This is a genomic window from Stenotrophomonas maltophilia (assembly GCF_001274595.1).
Classification (GTDB): domain Bacteria; phylum Pseudomonadota; class Gammaproteobacteria; order Xanthomonadales; family Xanthomonadaceae; genus Stenotrophomonas; species Stenotrophomonas forensis.
This window is the reverse complement of record NZ_CP011010.1, coordinates 1,298,819-1,315,897: the sequence shown is the minus strand read 5'-3', so window position 1 is coordinate 1,315,897 and position 17,079 is coordinate 1,298,819. Positions and strand designations below refer to the sequence as shown.

Genomic DNA, 17,079 nt, shown 5'->3' with positions numbered 1-17,079 from the left:
CGATGCCTGCGATGGGCGCGGCATCTGCGCCGTCGCCTTGAATGTAATGCGGGCGCGCGTGGCCCGCAGCCCGGCGCGGCCGGTCTTCCTTTTACCCGGTAACTCTAACGAAAAGCCCCGCCGAAGCGGGGCTCTCCATGCAGCGTGCTCTTCATCCAGCACAGCCATGCCGAGGCACGGGTGCCGGCGATGCCTGGATCAGGCGTCGGCCGAGACGATGCTGACGGTGCGACGCTTCTTGGCGCCCTTGACCGAGAACTCCACCTTGCCGTCCACGAGGGCGAACAGGGTGTGGTCACGGCCCAGGCCCACGCCGGAACCCGGGTGGAACTGGGTGCCGCGCTGACGCACGATGATGTTGCCGGCTTCGATGGCCTGGCCGCCGAAGATCTTGACGCCCAGGTACTTCGGGTTGGAGTCGCGACCGTTGCGCGAGGAGCCTACGCCCTTTTTATGTGCCATGACTGCTTCTCCTGATGCTTAGCCGGCGATGCCGGTGATCTCGATTTCGGTGTAGTACTGACGGTGACCCTGACGCTTCATGTGGTGCTTGCGGCGACGGAACTTGATGATCCGGACCTTGTCAGCACGACCCTGGGACAGGACCTTGGCGGTGACGGCAGCGCCCTTCAGCGCATCGCCCAGCTTCACGCCGTCGCTGTCGCCCAGCATCAGGATGTTGTCAAACTTGATCTCGCTGCCGACTTCGACTTCGAGCTTTTCGACGCGGAGCTTTTCGCCCTGCGCCACGCGGTATTGCTTACCGCCGGTGACCAGTACTGCGTACATGACCAGACTTCCTCTGTAGTTATTGTGGTCTATGGACTGCCGCCGTCGAGGGCGGACAGGAGCGGGATTGTACGCAGATCCATGCGACAGGGTCAAGTCAAGCCCTGAACGGCCCGGGAGACCCGGTCGGAACGGGGTCAGATCCCTTTTCACAGCGTGAAAAGGGATCTGACCCCTTCATAAAGCCTTGTCTCACAAGGTGAGACACCGGGCTGGCATTGTCGCCCATTGCCCCCATCTGGTCACCTCGGTAGGCTGACCGATTGCCGTTCCCTGCTGGCCCGGCACCCAGCCAACGCCCCCACAACCGGATCCCCCATGGCGATGGATTTCATCCGCATCCGCGGCGCGCGGACGCACAACCTGAAGAACCTCGACCTCGACCTGCCCCGCGACAAGCTGATCGTGATCACCGGCCTGTCCGGCTCGGGCAAGTCCTCGCTGGCGTTCGACACCATCTACGCAGAAGGCCAGCGCCGCTACGTCGAGTCGCTGTCGGCCTATGCGCGCCAGTTCCTGAGCGTGATGGAAAAGCCGGACCTGGACCACATCGAAGGCCTGTCCCCGGCGATTTCGATCGAGCAGAAGTCGACCTCGCACAACCCGCGCTCGACCGTCGGCACGATCACCGAGATCTACGACTACCTGCGCCTGCTGTATGCCCGCGTCGGCACCCCGCGCTGCCCGGACCACGGCTACCCGCTGGAAGCACAGACGGTCAGCCAGATGGTCGACCAGGTGCTGACCCTGGACCCGGAACAGCGCTACATGCTGCTGGCCCCGGTCATCCGCGACCGCAAGGGCGAGCATGCCCAGGTGTTCGACCAGCTGCGCGCGCAGGGCTTCGTGCGCGTGCGCGTGGATGGCGAGCTGCATGAAATCGATGCGGTGCCGCCGCTGGCACTGCGCCAGAAGCACACCATCGAAGCGGTGATCGACCGCTTCCGCCCGCGCGAGGACATCAAGCAGCGCCTGGCCGAGAGCTTCGAGACCGCGCTGAAGCTGGGCGACGGCATGGCCTCAGTGCAGAGCCTGGACAACACCGAAACCGTGCCGACGCTGTTCTCCTCCAAGTACTCCTGCCCGGTCTGCGATTACTCGCTGCCGGAGCTGGAGCCGCGCCTGTTCTCGTTCAACGCACCGATGGGCGCCTGCCCCGGCTGCGATGGCCTGGGCATCGCCGAATTCTTCGATCCGTCGCGCGTGGTGGTGCATCCGGAGCTGTCGCTGGCCGCCGGTGCGGTGCGCGGCTGGGATCGCCGCAATGCCTATTATTTCCAGCTGATCGCCTCGCTGGCCAAGCACTACAAGTTCGACGTCGATGCGGCGTGGAACTCGCTGCCGGAAAACGTGCAGCAGGCCGTGCTGTACGGCAGCGGCGATGAAGCGATCACCTTCACCTACTTCACCGAAGCCGGTGGCCGCACCCAGCGCAAGCACCGCTTCGAGGGCATCATTCCCAACCTCGAGCGCCGCTACAAGGAAACCGAATCGCCGGCGGTGCGCGAAGAGCTGTCCAAGTACATCAGCGAACAGCCGTGCCCGGAATGCCATGGCGCGCGCTTGAACAAGGCCGCGCGCAACGTGTTCGTGGCCGACCGCCCGCTGCCGGACCTGGTGGTGCTGCCGATCGACGAAGCACTGAAGTTCTTCAGCGAACTGAGCCTGCCGGGCTGGCGTGGCGAGATCGCCTCCAAGATCGTCAAGGAAATCGGTGAGCGCCTGGGCTTCCTGGTCGATGTGGGCCTGGATTACCTGACCCTGGAGCGCAAGGCCGACACCCTGTCCGGTGGCGAAGCGCAGCGCATCCGCCTGGCCAGCCAGATCGGTGCCGGCCTGGTCGGCGTGATGTACGTGCTCGACGAGCCGTCGATCGGCCTGCACCAGCGCGACAATGAACGCCTGCTCGGCACCCTCACCCGCCTGCGCGACCTGGGCAACACGGTGATCGTGGTCGAGCATGACGAGGACGCGATCCGCCTGGCCGACTACGTGCTGGACATCGGCCCCGGCGCGGGCGTACACGGCGGCGAGATCGTCGGCCAGGGCACCCTGCAGGACATCCTGGAGGCACCGCGCTCGCTGACCGGCCAGTACCTGTCGGGCAAGCGTGCGATCGAGATTCCGGCGCGCCGGCACAAGCCGAACCCGAAGATGACCCTGCACCTGCGCGGGGCCAGCGGCAACAATCTGAAGGGCGTGGACCTGGCGATTCCGTCGGGCCTGCTGACCTGCGTGACCGGTGTGTCCGGCTCGGGCAAGTCGACCCTGATCAACGACACCCTGTTCTCGCTGGCCGCCAACGAGATCAACGGTTCCTCGCACCCGATCGCCCCGTACAAGGAGATCGATGGCCTGGACCTGTTCGACAAGGTGGTGGACATCGACCAGTCGCCGATCGGCCGCACCCCGCGTTCGAACCCGGCCACCTACACCGGCCTGTTCACCCCGCTGCGCGAACTGTTCGCGCAGGTGCCCGAAGCGCGTGCGCGCGGCTACTCGCCGGGCCGTTTCAGCTTCAACGTGCGCGGTGGACGCTGCGAAGCGTGCCAGGGCGACGGCCTGATCAAGGTCGAGATGCACTTCCTGCCGGACGTGTACGTGCCCTGCGACGTCTGCCACGGCAAGCGCTACAACCGCGAGACGCTGGAGATCCTGTACAAGGGCTTCAACATCAACGACGTGCTGGAAATGACCGTCGAGGATGCGCTGAAGCTGTTCGAACCGGTGCCGTCGATCGCCCGCAAGCTGGAAACGCTGGTCGACGTCGGCCTGAGCTACATCAAGCTGGGCCAGAGCGCGACCACGCTGTCCGGTGGTGAAGCGCAGCGCGTGAAGCTGTCCAAGGAACTGTCGCGCCGCGATACCGGGCGCACCCTGTACATCCTCGACGAGCCGACCACCGGCCTGCATTTCCACGACATCGAAGCCCTGCTGGGCGTGCTGCACAAGCTGCGCGACGAAGGCAACACGGTGGTGGTGATCGAACACAACCTGGACGTGATCAAGACCGCCGACTGGATCGTCGACCTGGGTCCGGAAGGTGGCCATCGCGGTGGCACCATCCTGGTCACCGGCACGCCGGAAGACGTAGCAGCCTGCCCGCAGTCGTACACCGGCCAGTTCCTGGCGCGCATGCTGCCGTCCACCAGCGCGCGACCGGAACGCCCGGCCGCCGTGGCCAACAAGCCCGACGCCCGCCCGCCACGCAAGGTGAAGCCTGAAAAGCCCGCCAAGGTGGCGAAGAAGGCGGTGGCGGCAACAAGCACCGGCAAGGCCAGCAAGACTGCTGCCGCCAGCAAGAAGAAGAAGGACGCCTGATGAGCAGCGAACACAAGATCCTGGCCCGCATCCCGATCAGCGTGCGCTGGCGTGACATGGACAGCATGGGCCACGTCAACAACGCCAAGTACATCTCCTACCTGGAAGAAGCGCGCGTGCGCTGGATGCTGGGCGTGGACGGCGTGTCGATGACCGACCGCATCGCACCGGTGGTGGCCGCGACCAACGTCAACTACCGGCTGCCGATCGTGTGGCCCAACGACATCCTGGTCGAACTGTTCGTCGAGCGCCTGGGCAACAGCAGCGTGACCATCGGCCACCGCATCGTCGACCAGCAGGATGAGTCGAAGCTGTATTCGGACGGCAACGTGGTGGTGGTGTGGATGGATACCCAGACCGGCAAGAGCGCCCCGTTGCCGGAGGCGATCCGCAACGCGTCTACCTGATTCGCTTCTGGTAGGTGCCGACCTTGGTCGGCACGCCTCGGCGGCAATGAGGATGCCGGCCAGCGGCCGGCACGACCGACACTGTTCAAAGGACTGACATGATCCACCACACCGAACTGCGCGACCTGCTGCCCGGCATGGTCCCCTTCCCCACCGATGCCTTCCCCGCCGACCAGGCCTGGCTCGGCCAGCACCTGTTGCCGCTGCTGAAGATCGACCTGGGCGTGCTGCGCCCGGAACTGGCGGGCCAGGTGGCGACGATGCTGTGCCCGATCGAGCCGTATGACGGCTGTATCGGCGAGACCACCGAAGAACACCACAACGCGTTCACCGGCACCAACTGGATCGCCTTCGAACTGACCGCCGGCAACGAGATGCGCTTCCTCGGCAACGAGGGCTATTTCATCGGTGATGCAGTGGACGACAAGGACGCGCAGGAACACATCGCGCAGATGCGCGAGAGCTACGGCAAGGCGCGCGACTACCACGCCACGCATGGCCGGCTGGCCTGCTACTCGCGCTTCGGCAAGGGCGAAGCCAGCGAACGGGATTATCTGGACACGTTGGGTGGCCCGATCGGTTTCGGCAACTGGACCGAGACCGCGGAGATTCCTGCGGCCTTCGCGCTGGCCTTCACCGAAGCCGCCGATGACCCCAACGCTGCGGAGGATGCCGAAACGGTGATCATCACCCGCGACGGCAACAAGTTCTTCGCCGTGGCCGACGTGGCCGGCTACAACTGGTGCGCCACCGGCGCCGATGCGATCGTGATGCTGTACGAACCGGTAAGCCGCACGGTGCTGTTCTCGTACGACTGGTCGTAAGCCCCTGGTAGTGCCGGCCGCTGGCCGGCACTACCGGATATTCCGGTCGCGCCGAGCGTCCTCGACGCTACGGCAGCCATCCCAACCGTCGCTTCCGTAGAGTCGAGCTTGCTCGACTGCTGCTGGCCCGGGCCGTCGAGCAAGCTCGACGCTACGACGGCCATCCCAACCCCTTGCTTCAGCAGCAGCGTGCCGTTTCCCCGCGCGCTTACGGCGCGGCCTTGCGCACCACCAACGTCGCGCTCGCTTCGCCACCGCCTTCCAGCTGCAGCCGCAGTGGCAGCGCCTGCCCGTCCTTCAATGCGCCCTTGCCCTGCATCAGCATCAGGTGCAGGCCGCCGGGCTTGAGTTCGGCACGGGCGCCCGGTGCCAGCGGCAGGCGCTCGATCGCGCGCATCCGGCTGACCCCGTCAGTGATCGTGGTCTCGTGCAGCGACACATCGCCGAAACCGCTGCTGCTCGCGCCAGTGATCGCCACCGCCTTGCGGCAGCCGTTGTGGATCACGCCATAGCCGGCGGTCATCGGCATCGCCGGGTTCGGCGGCAGCCGCGCCCAGCCCTGCTCGACGGTGACGCATGTCGTCTCGGCGGCGGATGCCGATGCTGCGGCCGCACACATCATCAACAATACGCCAACGAATGGTTTGGTTATCATCGCCCAGGTTCCTTCTTCGCAACGAGACCGCAGCATGACGACGCTCATCGAGGTGATCAACCATGGCCCCATCCGCGAACTGCGCCTGGCGCGGCCGCCGGTCAACGCACTGGACACCGAACTGTGCCGGCAGTTGATCCACGCCATCGAGCTGGCCATGGCCGAAGATGCGCACGGCATCGTGCTGTCGGGCAGCGAACGCATCTTCACCGGTGGCATGGACGTGCCGCACCTGCTCTCGCACGGCGATGACAAGCACAAGCTGCTGGACACCTGGAACGCCTTCTTTGGCGCCGTGCGCACGCTGGCCGAGAGCCGCATCCCGGTGGTGGCCGCGATCACCGGCCACGCCCCGGCCGGCGGCTGCGTGCTGGCGCTGTGCTGCGACTACCGGGTGATGGCGCGCAGCGCCGAGCCGTCGCGCCCGTATGCCATCGGCCTGAACGAAGTGCAGGTGGGACTGATCGCACCGGAGGGCATCCAGCGCCTGCTGCGCCGCGCGGTGGGCGTGCACCGCGCCGGGGTCCTGCTGACCACCGGTTCGCTGGTGCCGGCCGAGCAGGCGCTGCAGATTGGCCTGGTCGATGAACTGGCCGAAGGTGACCTGGTGGTGGCGCGTGCCGTGGCCTGGCTGCAGAACCTGCTCAAGCAGCCGCGCCAGCCGATGCTGCTGACCCGCGCCGTTGCCCGCGCCGACCTGCACGAAGCCCTGCACCCGGACCTGATCCAGCTGGACCGCTTCGTCGAAGCCTGGTTCGCCCCGGATGCACAGAACGCCCTGCAGGCGCTGGTGGCACGTCTGGGCAAGTAATCGGTAGTGCCGGCCGCTGGCCGGCTACCTCAGGCGCCGCAGAAGGATCACGAAGCTGCCGGCCAGTGGCCGGCACTACCGATGAGGGGCCGGCCCGCACCGGTATAATCAGGCCTTCTTCATTGCTGTGGCCGCCCCCTTGAACGACACGCCCGAACCCGTCGTCTCCGAGCTGATCGACCTGCTCACCCTGGAGCGGCTGGAGGACAACCTGTTCCGCGGGCAGAGCCGCGACATCGGCACCAAGTACGTGTTCGGCGGGCAGGTGCTGGGCCAGGCATTGGCCGCGGCGCAGGCCACGGTCGACAACGGCCGCCACGTGCATTCGCTGCATGCCTATTTCCTGCGCGCCGGCAACATCGACCACCCGATCGTCTACGACGTGGACCGTACCCGCGATGGCGGCAGCTTCTCGGTGCGCCGGGTCACCGCGATCCAGCATGGCAAGGTGATCTTCTTCTGCGCGGCCTCGTTCCAGCAGGCCGAGACCGGTGCCGAGCACCAGCACAAGATGCCCGAAGTGCCGCAGCCGGAAGACATCGAGCCGAATCGCCCGCTGCCGGCCGAAGTGCTGGAGCGGCTGCCGATCAAGGTGCAGCGCTGGCTGTCGCGCGGCGGCCCGTTCGAATTCCGCCACGTCTACCCGCGTGACGAACTGAACCCGCCCAAGCGCCCGCCCTACCACCAGGTGTGGCTGCGCCTAAGCGAGCCGGTCGGCGATGCGCCCGAGCTGCACCAGGCGCTGCTGGCCTATGCCTCCGACTTCCATCTGCTGGGTACCGCGACGTTCCCGCACGGCATCAGCTACTACCACCCGCATGTGCAGATGGCCTCGCTCGACCACGCCATCTGGTTCCACCGCCCGTTCCGTGCCGACGACTGGCTGCTGTACTCGCTGGACAGCCCCAGCGCGCAGGATTCGCGCGGCCTGGCCCGCGGCCAGTTCTTCACCCGCAACGGCGTGCTGGTGGCCAGCACCGCGCAGGAAGGCCTGATCCGCGTCGTACCCGACCAGGCAGCGGCAGCCGCCGTGCCGGCCAAGGAGTAATCCGATGCGCCAGATCTTCAGCAGCCAGCGCGTGGAAACCGTCGAAGGCGTGGCCGAGCTCCTGCGCGGGCATGGCATCGAGGTCAAGGTGACCAACGGGCGCTCGTACAAGACCCGCCGCCGCGGCCAGTTCAGCTATACCGACCTGGGCAACGCCAGCGCCTACCCGGCGGTGTGGATCGTGCGCGCCGACGACCAGCCGCGCGCACGCGAAATCCTGCGTGACGCGCGCCTGCTCGACACCACCCGCCGCGACCACCCGACCGCCGAGTTCGCCTTCCGCGACATGCCGGAACAGGGCAGCGGCGGCCGCGGCTGGGCCTGGCGCATCCGCATCGCCCTGCTGGTGGTGATCGCCGGCGTGGCGCTGGTGATCGGGCTGCGCCATCGCGGCGCCCCGGCGCCGGCCGCACCGGCCCCTGCCCCGCAGGCGCAGCCGCAGCCGCAGCAGGCCCCTGCCCAACCGGCTGCGCCGGAAGAAGAAGAAATCCGGGTCCGCATCCAGCCGTCGAAATGACGCACGGGTAGTGCCGGCCGCTGGCCGGCAACCGCAGCCCGCCGGACGGGTTCATGAGGTTGCCGGCCAGCGGCCGGCACTACCGCACTGAAGGCCGGTCACACTTCGCGCGCGGCTCCGTCATGGGACACAATCCCAGCAGGAGAGCCGCCGCCGTGACGACCTTCGCCGCATCGATCGACCAGACCCTGGAACGCGAACTGCCGGCCGCCGCCGGCGGCTGCCAGCATGCCTATGGCCGCATCGTGCTGGCCTGCCAGAACACGGTCACCGCCATCGCGCTGGCCATCACCCGCGACCGCCAGGCCAGCGAGGACATCGCCCAGGAAGCCTTCGTGAAGGGCTGGCAGCAGCTGCACCAGCTGCGCAGTTCAACCAGCTTCCTGCCCTGGCTGCGGCAGATCACCCGCAACCTGGCCCGCGACTGGCTGCGTGCGCAGCGTGGCCGGCCGCTGACCGGAGAGGCGGCCGAAGTGGCGCTGGGCATGGCCGCCGACCCGGCGCCAGGTGCGGCCGACCGGCTGCAGCGGGTGGAAGAAGAGATCGCCGCCGAAGACATCATTTCCGCGTTGCCGGCCGACAGCCGCGAAGTCCTGCTGCTGTACTACCGCGAAGGCCAGCGTTCGCAACAGGTAGCCGACCTGCTCGGGCTCAGCGACGCCGCCGTGCGCAAGCGGCTGTCGCGCGCCCGCGCCCAGGTGCGTGACGGCCTGCTGCAACGCTTCGGCGAATTCGCCCGCAGCAGTGCCCCGAGTGCGGCGTTCGCCACGGCCGTGGTGTCGATGGTGCTGGTGGCCGCGCCCGGCACCGCCAGCGCGGCGATCCTGCTCGGCACCGGCGTCGGCATCGGCGGCAGCAAGCTCGGCCTCGGCGGCGCCAGTGCAGCAGGCGGCACCGCGATGGGCTCGTTGACTGCCACACTGGGCCAGCTCCACGTGCTGCCGGCCGAAAGCTGGGGCGCTGTCATCGGTGGCGTGGTCGGCGGAGCGATCGGCAGCTATCTGGGCGGGCGCTTCCTGATGTCGTACACCGAGACCGATGCCGAGCGCGCCGATGTGCGTCGCTTCCTCTACCTCAACATCACCACTGGCATGTTCTGGTGCCTGGCGATCCTGCTGGCGGTGATGCTGCAGGTGCCGGTCTGGGCGCAGCTGGCGGTGCTGGCGGTCGGCCTGGGCGTGGTCAACTACCAGTGCCTGGTACCGCTGCAGCGGGTGATGGCGCCGATGATCGTGCGCGACTCGGCACGGCGCGGGCGCACGGGCATCAACTGGAAATACGAGTCGATGTACGGCCGCACCGGCATCATCGCCATGAACCTGATGGTGATCGCACTGGTGCTGTACTCGCTGGTACGCAGCGGCCGCCTGTAACGGACAACGCCGGCAGTGCGCCGGCGTTGTCGTCGATCACTGCGTTGGCTCTCAGCGCTGCGGCTTCGGCATGGCACCGTCACGCGGGCCGCCCTGACGCGGACCACCGTGCATCGGGCGCTTGGCCGCATCGAACTCGGCCTTGCTCAGCTGGCCATCATTGTTGGTGTCGGCCGCGGCGAACCAGGCATCACGCATCTGCTTCACGCGCAGTTCGCGGTCGGCCTTGTCCAGGTAGCCGTCCTTGTTGAGGTCGAGCTGGTCGAAGCGCGCGGCCAGGCGCGGATCGGCCTTGGCTTCCTCGCGGCTGATGCGGCCGTCCTTGTTGACGTCCAGCTTGGCCCAGCGCTCGCCGCCGTGGCCACGGCGACCGTGCTTCCAGCGCGGCAGTTCATCGCGCGAGAGCTTGCCGTCCTTGTTCTTGTCCAGTTCGTCGAACTTCGCCGCCAGACGCGGGTTGGCAGCGGCTTCGCTGCGGTCGATGACGCCGTCGCCATTGGTGTCCAGCTTGGCCGGGCGCTGCGCCGGCGTGGTCGGGGTGTCGGCCGCCAGCGCGATACCGGAAGCGGAGGTGCCGAGCAGCAGGGCCAGCAGCAGGGGGGTACGGATCATGAGGTCACTCCTGGGGATGGGAACAGCGTCGGGGTGATCACTTCACCCTCGGGGGACAACAACGCCCGGGCGCGACATCGGTTGACGTCGCCGCCGGTTCCATTCATCCGGCGGACAGTCGCCGCCACTGCGACGGGCTAGGGCTATGCTGTGCCCATGGCGATGCATGGCGACAGAGACGACGAACTGCGACTTTTCCAGACCGGCGAGCACCCCTGCGGGTACTGGTCGGACCGGGTGGCGCGCGACCTGGTGCTGGACCCGCACGACCGCCGCCTCGGCGGCCTGTATCCGCTGGCACTGAGCTGGGGCTTCCGTCGCAGCGGTGACCTGGTCTACCGGCCGCATTGCGCGCACTGCCAGGCCTGTGTGGCGGTGCGCATCCCGGTGGCGCGCTTCGCCCCGGACCGCAGCCAGCGCCGTTGCGCGGCCCGCAATGAAGACCTGGAGGTGCGGATCACCGCCGCCACCGCCCGTGACGACCTGTTCGCGCTGTATCACCGCTACCTGGTGCATCGCCACGCCAACGGTGGCATGGACGACCATGGCCCGCACGAATTCGAGCAGTTCCTGATCGGCAGCTGGTCGCACACCCGCTTCATGGAGATGCGCCTGCCCGGCCACGACGGCCAGCCCAGCCAGCTGCTGGGGGTGGCGGTGACCGACGTCACCGAGCACGGCCTGTCGGCGGTCTACACCTTCTTCGACCCGGAGCACGCCGCGCGCGGGCTGGGTACCTTCGCGATCCTGCAGCAGATCGAATGGGCCCGCCGCGAGGGCCTGCCGCACGTCTACCTGGGCTACTGGATCCGCGGCCACCAGAAGATGGACTACAAGCGCCGCTTCCATCCGCTGGAAGCCTACGACGGCCGCCGCTGGCACGATTTCGACAAGGATCTGGACGGGCGCTGACAAACCGCTGACACCGGGCCGGGTGCACAATACGGCCCATGAACGCCAAACCCCTGATCCTCGCCCTGGCCCTGCTCTGCGGCGCCACCGCCCCCGCCTTCGCCACCTCCCCCGCGATGACCGAAAAGCCGTCCGCTGCGCTGCGCCTGGCCACCTACAACACCTCGCTGTACTCCGATGACGCCGGTGGCCTGATCAAGGAACTGGAAGGCGACAGCGAACACGCACGCAAGATCGCCGCGGTGCTGCAGCAGGTGCGCCCGGACCTGGTGCTGCTGAACGAATTCGACTTCGACGACGCCCACCGCGCCGCCGACCTGTTCCAGAAGCGCTACCTGGAAGTGGCGCAGCCCGGCGGCGGCAAGCCGCTGCACTTCGCCTACCGCTACCTGGCCCCGGTCAACACCGGCGTGCCCAGCGGCCTGGACCTGGACAACAACGGCGTGGTCGGCGGCGAAGGCCGCAGCCGCGGCAACGATGCCTGGGGCTACGGCCTGCACCCGGGCCAGTACGGCATGCTGGTGCTGTCGCGCTACCCGATCGATGAAGCCAAGGTGCGCAGCTTCCAGCTGCTGAAGTGGAGCGCGATGCCCGGCGCGATCCGTCCGGTTGACCCGCGCACCGGCAAGAGCTTCTACAACGACCACGTGTGGTCGCAGCTGCGGCTGTCCTCCAAGTCGCATTGGGACGTGCCGGTGAAGACCCCGGCCGGCGTGGTGCACGCGCTGGTCTCGCACCCGACACCGCCGGTGTTCGACGGCCCGGAAAAGCGCAACGCCGCGCGCAACCACGACGAACTGCGCCTGTGGCAGGAGTACCTGTCCAAGGGTGACAAGCCGTGGCTGTGCGACGACAAGGGCCAGTGCGGTGGCCTGGCCCAGGACGCGCGCTTCGTGATCCTCGGCGACCTCAACAACGACCCGGTCGATGGTGATGGGCGCCATGAGGCGATCGTCGAACTGATCGAGAACGCCCGCGTGCTGCGCTACCCCACCCCGCGCAGCGTCGGTGGCGAGCAGACCAGCCTGGCCTATGCGGCCAAGGGCATCGCGCGCAGGGGCGCGCCGTTCCATGCCACCGGCGATTTCGGTCCGAAGTCCGGCACCATGCGCCTGGACTACGTGCTGCCCTCGACCGGTTTCGAGTACATCGGCAGCGGCATCTTCTGGCCGGCCAATGAAAGCCCCGAAGCGAAGATCGCCGACGGCAGCGACCACCACCTGGTGTGGGTGGATGTGAAGTAAAAAAAAGGGGACGGAGGGGATTAAGTCGTTTGTGGCACAAACGACTTAATCCCCTCCGTCCCCTTTTTGTTTTACGGGCGCAGTTCGACGCCGATGGCGTCGGCGGCGTCGCGCGCGATGGCGCGCGCTTCGTCGATGGTTTCGGCACGTGCCAGGGTTACGCCCACACGACGGTGGCCGTGCACGCTGGGCTTGCCGAACAGGCGCACGGCGGTATCCGGCACCTGCAGCGCAGCAGCGACGTTGTTGAAGTACGGCACGCCTTCGCCATGCGCCAGCAGCGCGCACGAGGCCGACGGGCCGCTCTGGCGGATCACCGGAATCGGCAGGCCGAGGATCGCGCGCGCATGCAGCGCGAACTCGCTCAGCTCCTGCGAGACCAGCGTCACCAGGCCGGTGTCGTGCGGACGCGGCGACACTTCGCTGAACCACACCTCGTCACCCTTCACGAACAGCTCGACGCCGAACAGGCCCCAACCGCCGAGGTCGTCGGTGATCGCGCGCGAGACTTCTTCCGCACGTGCCAGTGCCGCGCTCGACATCGGCTGCGGCTGCCAGCTCTCGCGGTAGTCGCCGTCCTTCTGCAGGTGGCCGATCGGCGCGCAGAACGAGGTGCCACCGGCGTGGCGCACGGTCAGCAGGGTGATCTCGTAATCGAAGTCGATGAAGCCTTCGACGATGCAGCGGCCGGCACCGGCACGGCCACCGGTCTGCGCGTAGTCCCAGGCAGGGGCGATGTCCGCCTCGCTGCGCAGCGTGCTCTGGCCCTTGCCCGAGGAGGACATCACCGGCTTGACCACGCACGGCAGGCCTATCGCGGCCACCGCGGCACGGTACTCGGCCTCGGTATCGACGAAGCGGTACGGCGAGGTCGGCAGCCCGAGGGTCTCGGCGGCCAGGCGGCGGATGCCTTCACGGTCCATGGTCAGGCGTGCGGCGCGCGCGGTCGGGATCACCCGCAGGCCCTGCTCCTGTTCCAGCTGGACCAGGGTCTCGGTGTGGATGGCTTCGATCTCCGGCACCACCAGGTGCGGCTGTTCCTGGGCGATCAGCGCGCGCAGGGCCATCGCGTCTAGCATGTCGATCACGTGCGAGCGATGCGCGACCTGCATTGCCGGCGCATCGGCGTAGCGGTCGGCGGCGATCACTTCCACGCCCAGCCGCTGCAGCTCGATGGCCACCTCCTTGCCGAGTTCACCCGAGCCCAGCAGCAGCACCCGGGTGGCGGAGGGGGACAACGGAGTTCCAAGCTTGGCCATGGCGGTTCCAGCAGCGATGTGAAGGCGGGTGGGCATTCTAGCTGGCCGGGCACCCCGGCCACGGCATCCGACGAACGGTAGCCCACATCTGATATCACTTTGATATCTTCACCTCGAACCCTCAAGGACGTACTGCCATGAAAGAGAAGTCGCTGTCCTCGCTCAACGGCCTCGGCACGCTGGCCGGCGCCCTGCTCGTCGCCCTCGCCGGTGCCGCCGTGTTCGTGCTCGGCGTTGCCGCCAAGGCCAGCACCGGCTCGCCCAACCTGCTGCTGATGCTGCTGGGCGTCCTGCTGGTCGCGGCGGGCATGTTCGTCCTGGCCGGCCTGTACACCATCCAGCCCAACCAGGCCGCGGTGCTCAGCCTGTTCGGCAAGTACGTCGGCACCGTGAAGGACAACGGCCTGCGCTGGAACAATCCCTTCTTCAGCAAGCGCCGGGTCAGCCAGCGCGTGCGCAACTTCGAAAGCGGCAAGCTGAAGGTCAACGAGCTGGACGGCAGCCCGATCGAGATCGCCGCGGTGATCGTCTGGCAGGTGGTCGATGCCTCCGAGGCGGTCTACAACGTGGATGACTACGAGAGCTTCGTGCACATCCAGTCCGAATCGGCGCTGCGCGCGATGGCCACCAGCTATCCCTACGACCAGCACGAGGAAGGCCAGCTGGCCCTGCGCAGCCACGCCAGCGAGATCTCCCAGCACCTGAAGAACGAGCTGGCCGAGCGCCTGGCCGATGCCGGCGTGCAGGTGATCGACGCGCGCATCAGCCACCTCGCCTACGCCGCCGAAATCGCCCAGGCGATGCTGCAGCGGCAGCAGGCCAATGCGGTGATCGCCGCGCGCACGCGCATCGTTGCCGGCGCGGTCGGCATGGTCGAGATGGCCCTGGCCGAACTACAGAAGAACGGCGTGGTGCAGCTGGACGAGGAACGCAAGGCGCACATGGTCAGCAACCTGCTGACCGTGCTGTGCTCGGACCGCGGCACCCAGCCAATCGTCAATGCCGGTTCGCTGTACTGAACCACCCTCGCAACGGGGCGCCCCACCGCCCCGCCAGGAGTTTTCATGAGTGAGAAGAAAGCCTATCCGCTGCGCATCAATGCCGAGGTCCTGGCCGCGGCACAGCGCTGGGCTGACGATGAGCTGCGCAGCCTCAACGCGCAGATCGAATACGTGCTGCGCGACGCCCTGCGCAAGGCAGGACGCCTGCCGAAACCCAAGCCATCGCCGGAGGACAAGGAATGAGCAAGCGCTGGAGCTACCAGACCATCGAGGTCAAGACGTCCATGATGGGCCTGCACAAGGCCGAGGACATCCAGGCCGAACTCAGCCGCCAGGGCCAACTGGGCTGGGAGCTGGTCAACATCATCATCCCGGCGCCGATGCGCCCGGCGATGCTGGTCTTCAAGAAGGAGCAATGACCATGCGCCTGCGCCCCACCCTGTTCGCCATCGCACTGGCCGCCTTCAGCGGCGGCGCCCTGGCCACCGAGCCGCAGCAGGTTGCCACGCAACTGCTGGACCACCTGCAGGCCGGGCGCATCGCCGAAGCCGAAGCGATGTTCACCCCGCAGATGGCCAGCGCCGTACCGGCCGAGAAGCTGCAGGGGCTGTGGCAATCGCTGGGCGAGCTGCAACAGCGCGGCGGCGCCCACAGCAGCGAACTGCAAGGCGTGCATCTGGTGGAAGTGCCGCTGCAGTTCGCCAGCGGCGCGGTCGTCGCGCAGGTGGCGGTGGATGCACAGGACAAGATCGCCGGGCTGATGCTGCGCCCCGCTCCGCCAGCCAAGGCAGCGCCACCACCGGCCGATGCGGTCTACAGCGAAGCTGATTTCAGCGTGCCGCAGGTGCGCGGTGCGCTGCCGGGCACGCTGGCTCTGCCCAAGGGGAAGGGCCCGTTCCCGGCGGTGCTGCTGGTGCACGGCTCGGGGCCGCAGGACCGCGACGAGACTCTCGGTGGCAGCCGCCCGTTCCTGGACATTGCCCGCGGCCTGGCCGCACAGGGCATCGCCGTGCTGCGCTATGACAAGCGCACCCTCGCCCGTCCGCAGGATTTCCAGGGCCGCACCTTCACCGTCGATGATGAAACCACCGACGACGCCGTGGCCGCGCTGACCGCGCTGGCATCGGACCCGCGCATCGACAGGCAGCGCATCTTCGTACTCGGCCACAGCCAGGGCGGCATGCTGGCCCCGCGCATTGCCAGCCGCTGGCCGCAGGCGCGCGGCGCGATCCTGTGGGCTGCCCCGGCACGCACCCTGCTGGAACTGCTGCCCGAACAGAACCGCTATCTGCTCAGCCTGGACGGCGGCATCAGCGAACCCGAACAGGCTTTCCTGGACACGCTCGACGCGCAGATCGCCGCCGCCCGCGGCAGTGCGCCGGTTGCCGCCAGCGAACTGCCGCTGGGCGTGCCGCAGTCGTTCTGGCAGAGCATCGAGGCAGTCAACGCACGCGCCGACGCGAAGGCCCTGCACAAGCCACTGCTGATGCTGCACGGCGGCCGCGATTTCCAGGTGCCCGATGCGGATTGGCAGCTGTGGAAGCAGGCGCTGGACGGTCACAAGGATGTCCAATGGCACGCCTACCCGGCCCTGAACCATATCGGCGTGGCCGGCAGCGGCCCCAGCTCACTGAAAGAGTACGCCCAGCCGGGTCATGTCGATGCCGGGCTGATCGCCGATGTGGCGCGCTGGGTGGAGGCGCAGCGATGAGCGCCAGCGATCCGAAGCAGTACGAGGTGGCCGACAGCTCGCCGTTGCGCGTGCTGTGGATCGTGCTGCCGCTGCTGGCCGCCTTCGTGGCCTGCGTGTATGCGCAGCTGTACAAGGCACCGGCCACCGCGCCCTGGATCGAAGTGACGCTCTCGCCGCCCTGGTTCCGCATGGGCGGCAGTGCCGCCTGGAGCCTGCTGGTGATCGCCGCGCTTGGCATCGGGCTGGGCGCGGCCTTCTTCCGCCGCCGCGTGGAACTGGCCGGCGACGTGCTGGATGTGCGCTCGACCCTGTATCGCCGGCGTGTTCCAGTGGCAACGCTGCGACTGGACCAGGCGGAGGTGGTCGATCTCGGCCGTGACCGCCGCTACGGCATCCGTTTCAAGACCAACGGCTATGCAATGCCGGGCTTCTATTCGGGCCACTTCCGCCTGCAGGGCGGCGGCAAGGGATTCGCCCTGGTCACCGATCGCGCACGTGTGCTTGCCCTGCCGGTCAGCGATGGCAGCACGCTGCTGCTCAGCGTGGACCGGCCGCAGGTACTGCTCGATGCCCTGCGCAAGGTGGCCGCATCGGCGCCGCGGCAGTAAGCTGC

General features: G+C 67.7%; 19 protein-coding genes. 14 read left to right on the top strand and 5 right to left on the bottom strand.

Features of this window, described 5'->3' with window-relative positions:
• Nucleotides 1-198: 198 nt before the first annotated feature.
• Nucleotides 199-462 carry a 50S ribosomal protein L27 gene (rpmA, locus tag VN11_RS06105; protein WP_005415704.1) on the bottom strand — a complete coding sequence of 88 codons (264 nt, stop codon included), beginning with the start codon at nt 460-462 and terminating at the stop codon, nt 199-201.
• Nucleotides 463-480: 18 nt separating this feature from the next.
• Nucleotides 481-789, bottom strand: a complete 309-nt coding sequence (gene rplU / locus VN11_RS06100) for a 50S ribosomal protein L21 (protein WP_006424709.1) — start codon at nt 787-789, stop codon at nt 481-483.
• A gap of 318 nt (nt 790-1,107) precedes the next feature.
• Between rplU and uvrA the strand changes: the two genes are divergently transcribed.
• The 3 genes from uvrA (at nt 1,108) to VN11_RS06085 (ending at nt 5,341) form a co-directional block, all read left to right on the top strand.
• Nucleotides 1,108-4,110, top strand: coding sequence for an excinuclease ABC subunit UvrA (uvrA, locus tag VN11_RS06095; protein ID WP_053449118.1), 3,003 nt, complete (start codon nt 1,108-1,110; stop codon nt 4,108-4,110).
• Entirely contained in the window at nt 4,110-4,517 is a 408-nt protein-coding gene (locus VN11_RS06090) for an acyl-CoA thioesterase (protein WP_053449117.1), read from the top strand. The genes uvrA and VN11_RS06090 overlap by 1 nt, the downstream gene beginning before the upstream one ends.
• A gap of 98 nt (nt 4,518-4,615) precedes the next feature.
• Nucleotides 4,616-5,341, top strand: coding sequence for a hypothetical protein (locus VN11_RS06085; protein WP_053449116.1), 726 nt, complete (start codon nt 4,616-4,618; stop codon nt 5,339-5,341).
• A gap of 208 nt (nt 5,342-5,549) precedes the next feature.
• Here VN11_RS06085 and VN11_RS06080 read toward each other — a convergent pair whose 3' ends face one another.
• On the bottom strand, nt 5,550-5,996 hold the full coding sequence (locus VN11_RS06080) for a copper chaperone PCu(A)C (RefSeq protein WP_053449115.1): 447 nt from the start codon (nt 5,994-5,996) through the stop codon (nt 5,550-5,552).
• Between the two features lie 34 nt (nt 5,997-6,030).
• Between VN11_RS06080 and VN11_RS06075 the strand changes: the two genes are divergently transcribed.
• The 4 genes from VN11_RS06075 (at nt 6,031) to VN11_RS06060 (ending at nt 9,745) form a co-directional block, all read left to right on the top strand.
• Entirely contained in the window at nt 6,031-6,807 is a 777-nt protein-coding gene (locus VN11_RS06075; RefSeq protein WP_049458435.1) for an enoyl-CoA hydratase/isomerase family protein, read from the top strand.
• Nucleotides 6,808-6,934: 127 nt separating this feature from the next.
• Nucleotides 6,935-7,855 carry an acyl-CoA thioesterase II gene (gene tesB / locus VN11_RS06070; protein ID WP_005408551.1) on the top strand — a complete coding sequence of 307 codons (921 nt, stop codon included), beginning with the start codon at nt 6,935-6,937 and terminating at the stop codon, nt 7,853-7,855.
• 4 nt (nt 7,856-7,859) lie between these two features.
• Nucleotides 7,860-8,372 (top strand): pathogenicity-like protein, encoded by a 513-nt coding sequence (locus VN11_RS06065; protein WP_053449114.1) that lies wholly within the window; start codon nt 7,860-7,862, stop codon nt 8,370-8,372.
• Nucleotides 8,373-8,527: 155 nt separating this feature from the next.
• Nucleotides 8,528-9,745, top strand: a complete 1,218-nt coding sequence (locus VN11_RS06060; protein ID WP_053449113.1) for an RNA polymerase sigma factor — start codon at nt 8,528-8,530, stop codon at nt 9,743-9,745.
• A gap of 51 nt (nt 9,746-9,796) precedes the next feature.
• On the opposite strand, the gene VN11_RS06055 is transcribed toward VN11_RS06060, so the two are convergent.
• The gene (locus VN11_RS06055) at nt 9,797-10,357 is read right to left on the bottom strand and encodes an EF-hand domain-containing protein (RefSeq protein WP_053449112.1); all 561 of its coding nucleotides are present in this window, start codon (nt 10,355-10,357) and stop codon (nt 9,797-9,799) included.
• A 156-nt stretch (nt 10,358-10,513) separates the two neighbouring features.
• On the opposite strand from VN11_RS06055, the gene VN11_RS06050 reads away from it, so the two are divergent.
• Nucleotides 10,514-11,269 carry an arginyltransferase gene (locus VN11_RS06050; protein WP_040008519.1) on the top strand — a complete coding sequence of 252 codons (756 nt, stop codon included), beginning with the start codon at nt 10,514-10,516 and terminating at the stop codon, nt 11,267-11,269.
• A 38-nt stretch (nt 11,270-11,307) separates the two neighbouring features.
• Nucleotides 11,308-12,513 (top strand): endonuclease/exonuclease/phosphatase family protein, encoded by a 1,206-nt coding sequence (locus VN11_RS06045; protein WP_053449111.1) that lies wholly within the window; start codon nt 11,308-11,310, stop codon nt 12,511-12,513.
• Between the two features lie 71 nt (nt 12,514-12,584).
• Here the strand turns inward: VN11_RS06045 and purT are convergent, their stop codons facing one another.
• Nucleotides 12,585-13,772: a formate-dependent phosphoribosylglycinamide formyltransferase gene (gene purT, locus VN11_RS06040; RefSeq protein WP_053449110.1), complete on the bottom strand. Its 1,188-nt coding sequence runs from the start codon at nt 13,770-13,772 to the stop codon at nt 12,585-12,587.
• Between the two features lie 137 nt (nt 13,773-13,909).
• On the opposite strand from purT, the gene VN11_RS06035 reads away from it, so the two are divergent.
• Genes VN11_RS06035 through VN11_RS06015 form a run of 5 tightly spaced genes read left to right on the top strand, consistent with a single transcriptional unit; the run spans nt 13,910 to nt 17,074 of the window.
• On the top strand, nt 13,910-14,791 hold the full coding sequence (locus VN11_RS06035; protein WP_053449109.1) for an SPFH domain-containing protein: 882 nt from the start codon (nt 13,910-13,912) through the stop codon (nt 14,789-14,791).
• A gap of 45 nt (nt 14,792-14,836) precedes the next feature.
• Entirely contained in the window at nt 14,837-15,016 is a 180-nt protein-coding gene (locus VN11_RS06030; protein WP_005412615.1) for a hypothetical protein, read from the top strand.
• On the top strand, nt 15,013-15,192 hold the full coding sequence (locus tag VN11_RS06025; RefSeq protein WP_053449108.1) for a DUF4177 domain-containing protein: 180 nt from the start codon (nt 15,013-15,015) through the stop codon (nt 15,190-15,192). Before VN11_RS06030 ends, VN11_RS06025 begins: the two co-directional genes overlap by 4 nt.
• Nucleotides 15,193-15,194: 2 nt before the next feature.
• A complete protein-coding gene (locus tag VN11_RS06020) occupies nt 15,195-16,484 on the top strand; it encodes an alpha/beta hydrolase (RefSeq protein ID WP_053449107.1) in 1,290 nt (429 codons plus the stop codon).
• Nucleotides 16,481-17,074, top strand: a complete 594-nt coding sequence (locus VN11_RS06015) for a PH domain-containing protein (protein WP_053449106.1) — start codon at nt 16,481-16,483, stop codon at nt 17,072-17,074. Before VN11_RS06020 ends, VN11_RS06015 begins: the two co-directional genes overlap by 4 nt.
• Nucleotides 17,075-17,079: the final 5 nt, after the last annotated feature.

What these genes read in the sequence shown, in the direction of transcription:
- rpmA (WP_005415704.1), bottom strand. Translation starts at nt 462, where the DNA reads ATGGCACATAAAAAGGGCGTAGGCTCCTCGCGCAACGGTCGCGACTCC.
- rplU (WP_006424709.1), bottom strand. Translation starts at nt 789, where the DNA reads ATGTACGCAGTACTGGTCACCGGCGGTAAGCAATACCGCGTGGCGCAG.
- uvrA (WP_053449118.1), top strand. Translation starts at nt 1,108, where the DNA reads ATGGCGATGGATTTCATCCGCATCCGCGGCGCGCGGACGCACAACCTG.
- VN11_RS06090 (WP_053449117.1), top strand. Translation starts at nt 4,110, where the DNA reads ATGAGCAGCGAACACAAGATCCTGGCCCGCATCCCGATCAGCGTGCGC.
- VN11_RS06085 (WP_053449116.1), top strand. Translation starts at nt 4,616, where the DNA reads ATGATCCACCACACCGAACTGCGCGACCTGCTGCCCGGCATGGTCCCC.
- VN11_RS06080 (WP_053449115.1), bottom strand. Translation starts at nt 5,996, where the DNA reads ATGATAACCAAACCATTCGTTGGCGTATTGTTGATGATGTGTGCGGCC.
- VN11_RS06075 (WP_049458435.1), top strand. Translation starts at nt 6,031, where the DNA reads ATGACGACGCTCATCGAGGTGATCAACCATGGCCCCATCCGCGAACTG.
- VN11_RS06065 (WP_053449114.1), top strand. Translation starts at nt 7,860, where the DNA reads ATGCGCCAGATCTTCAGCAGCCAGCGCGTGGAAACCGTCGAAGGCGTG.
- VN11_RS06055 (WP_053449112.1), bottom strand. Translation starts at nt 10,357, where the DNA reads ATGATCCGTACCCCCCTGCTGCTGGCCCTGCTGCTCGGCACCTCCGCT.
- VN11_RS06050 (WP_040008519.1), top strand. Translation starts at nt 10,514, where the DNA reads ATGGCGATGCATGGCGACAGAGACGACGAACTGCGACTTTTCCAGACC.
- VN11_RS06045 (WP_053449111.1), top strand. Translation starts at nt 11,308, where the DNA reads ATGAACGCCAAACCCCTGATCCTCGCCCTGGCCCTGCTCTGCGGCGCC.
- purT (WP_053449110.1), bottom strand. Translation starts at nt 13,772, where the DNA reads ATGGCCAAGCTTGGAACTCCGTTGTCCCCCTCCGCCACCCGGGTGCTG.
- VN11_RS06035 (WP_053449109.1), top strand. Translation starts at nt 13,910, where the DNA reads ATGAAAGAGAAGTCGCTGTCCTCGCTCAACGGCCTCGGCACGCTGGCC.
- VN11_RS06030 (WP_005412615.1), top strand. Translation starts at nt 14,837, where the DNA reads ATGAGTGAGAAGAAAGCCTATCCGCTGCGCATCAATGCCGAGGTCCTG.
- VN11_RS06025 (WP_053449108.1), top strand. Translation starts at nt 15,013, where the DNA reads ATGAGCAAGCGCTGGAGCTACCAGACCATCGAGGTCAAGACGTCCATG.
- VN11_RS06020 (WP_053449107.1), top strand. Translation starts at nt 15,195, where the DNA reads ATGCGCCTGCGCCCCACCCTGTTCGCCATCGCACTGGCCGCCTTCAGC.
- VN11_RS06015 (WP_053449106.1), top strand. Translation starts at nt 16,481, where the DNA reads ATGAGCGCCAGCGATCCGAAGCAGTACGAGGTGGCCGACAGCTCGCCG.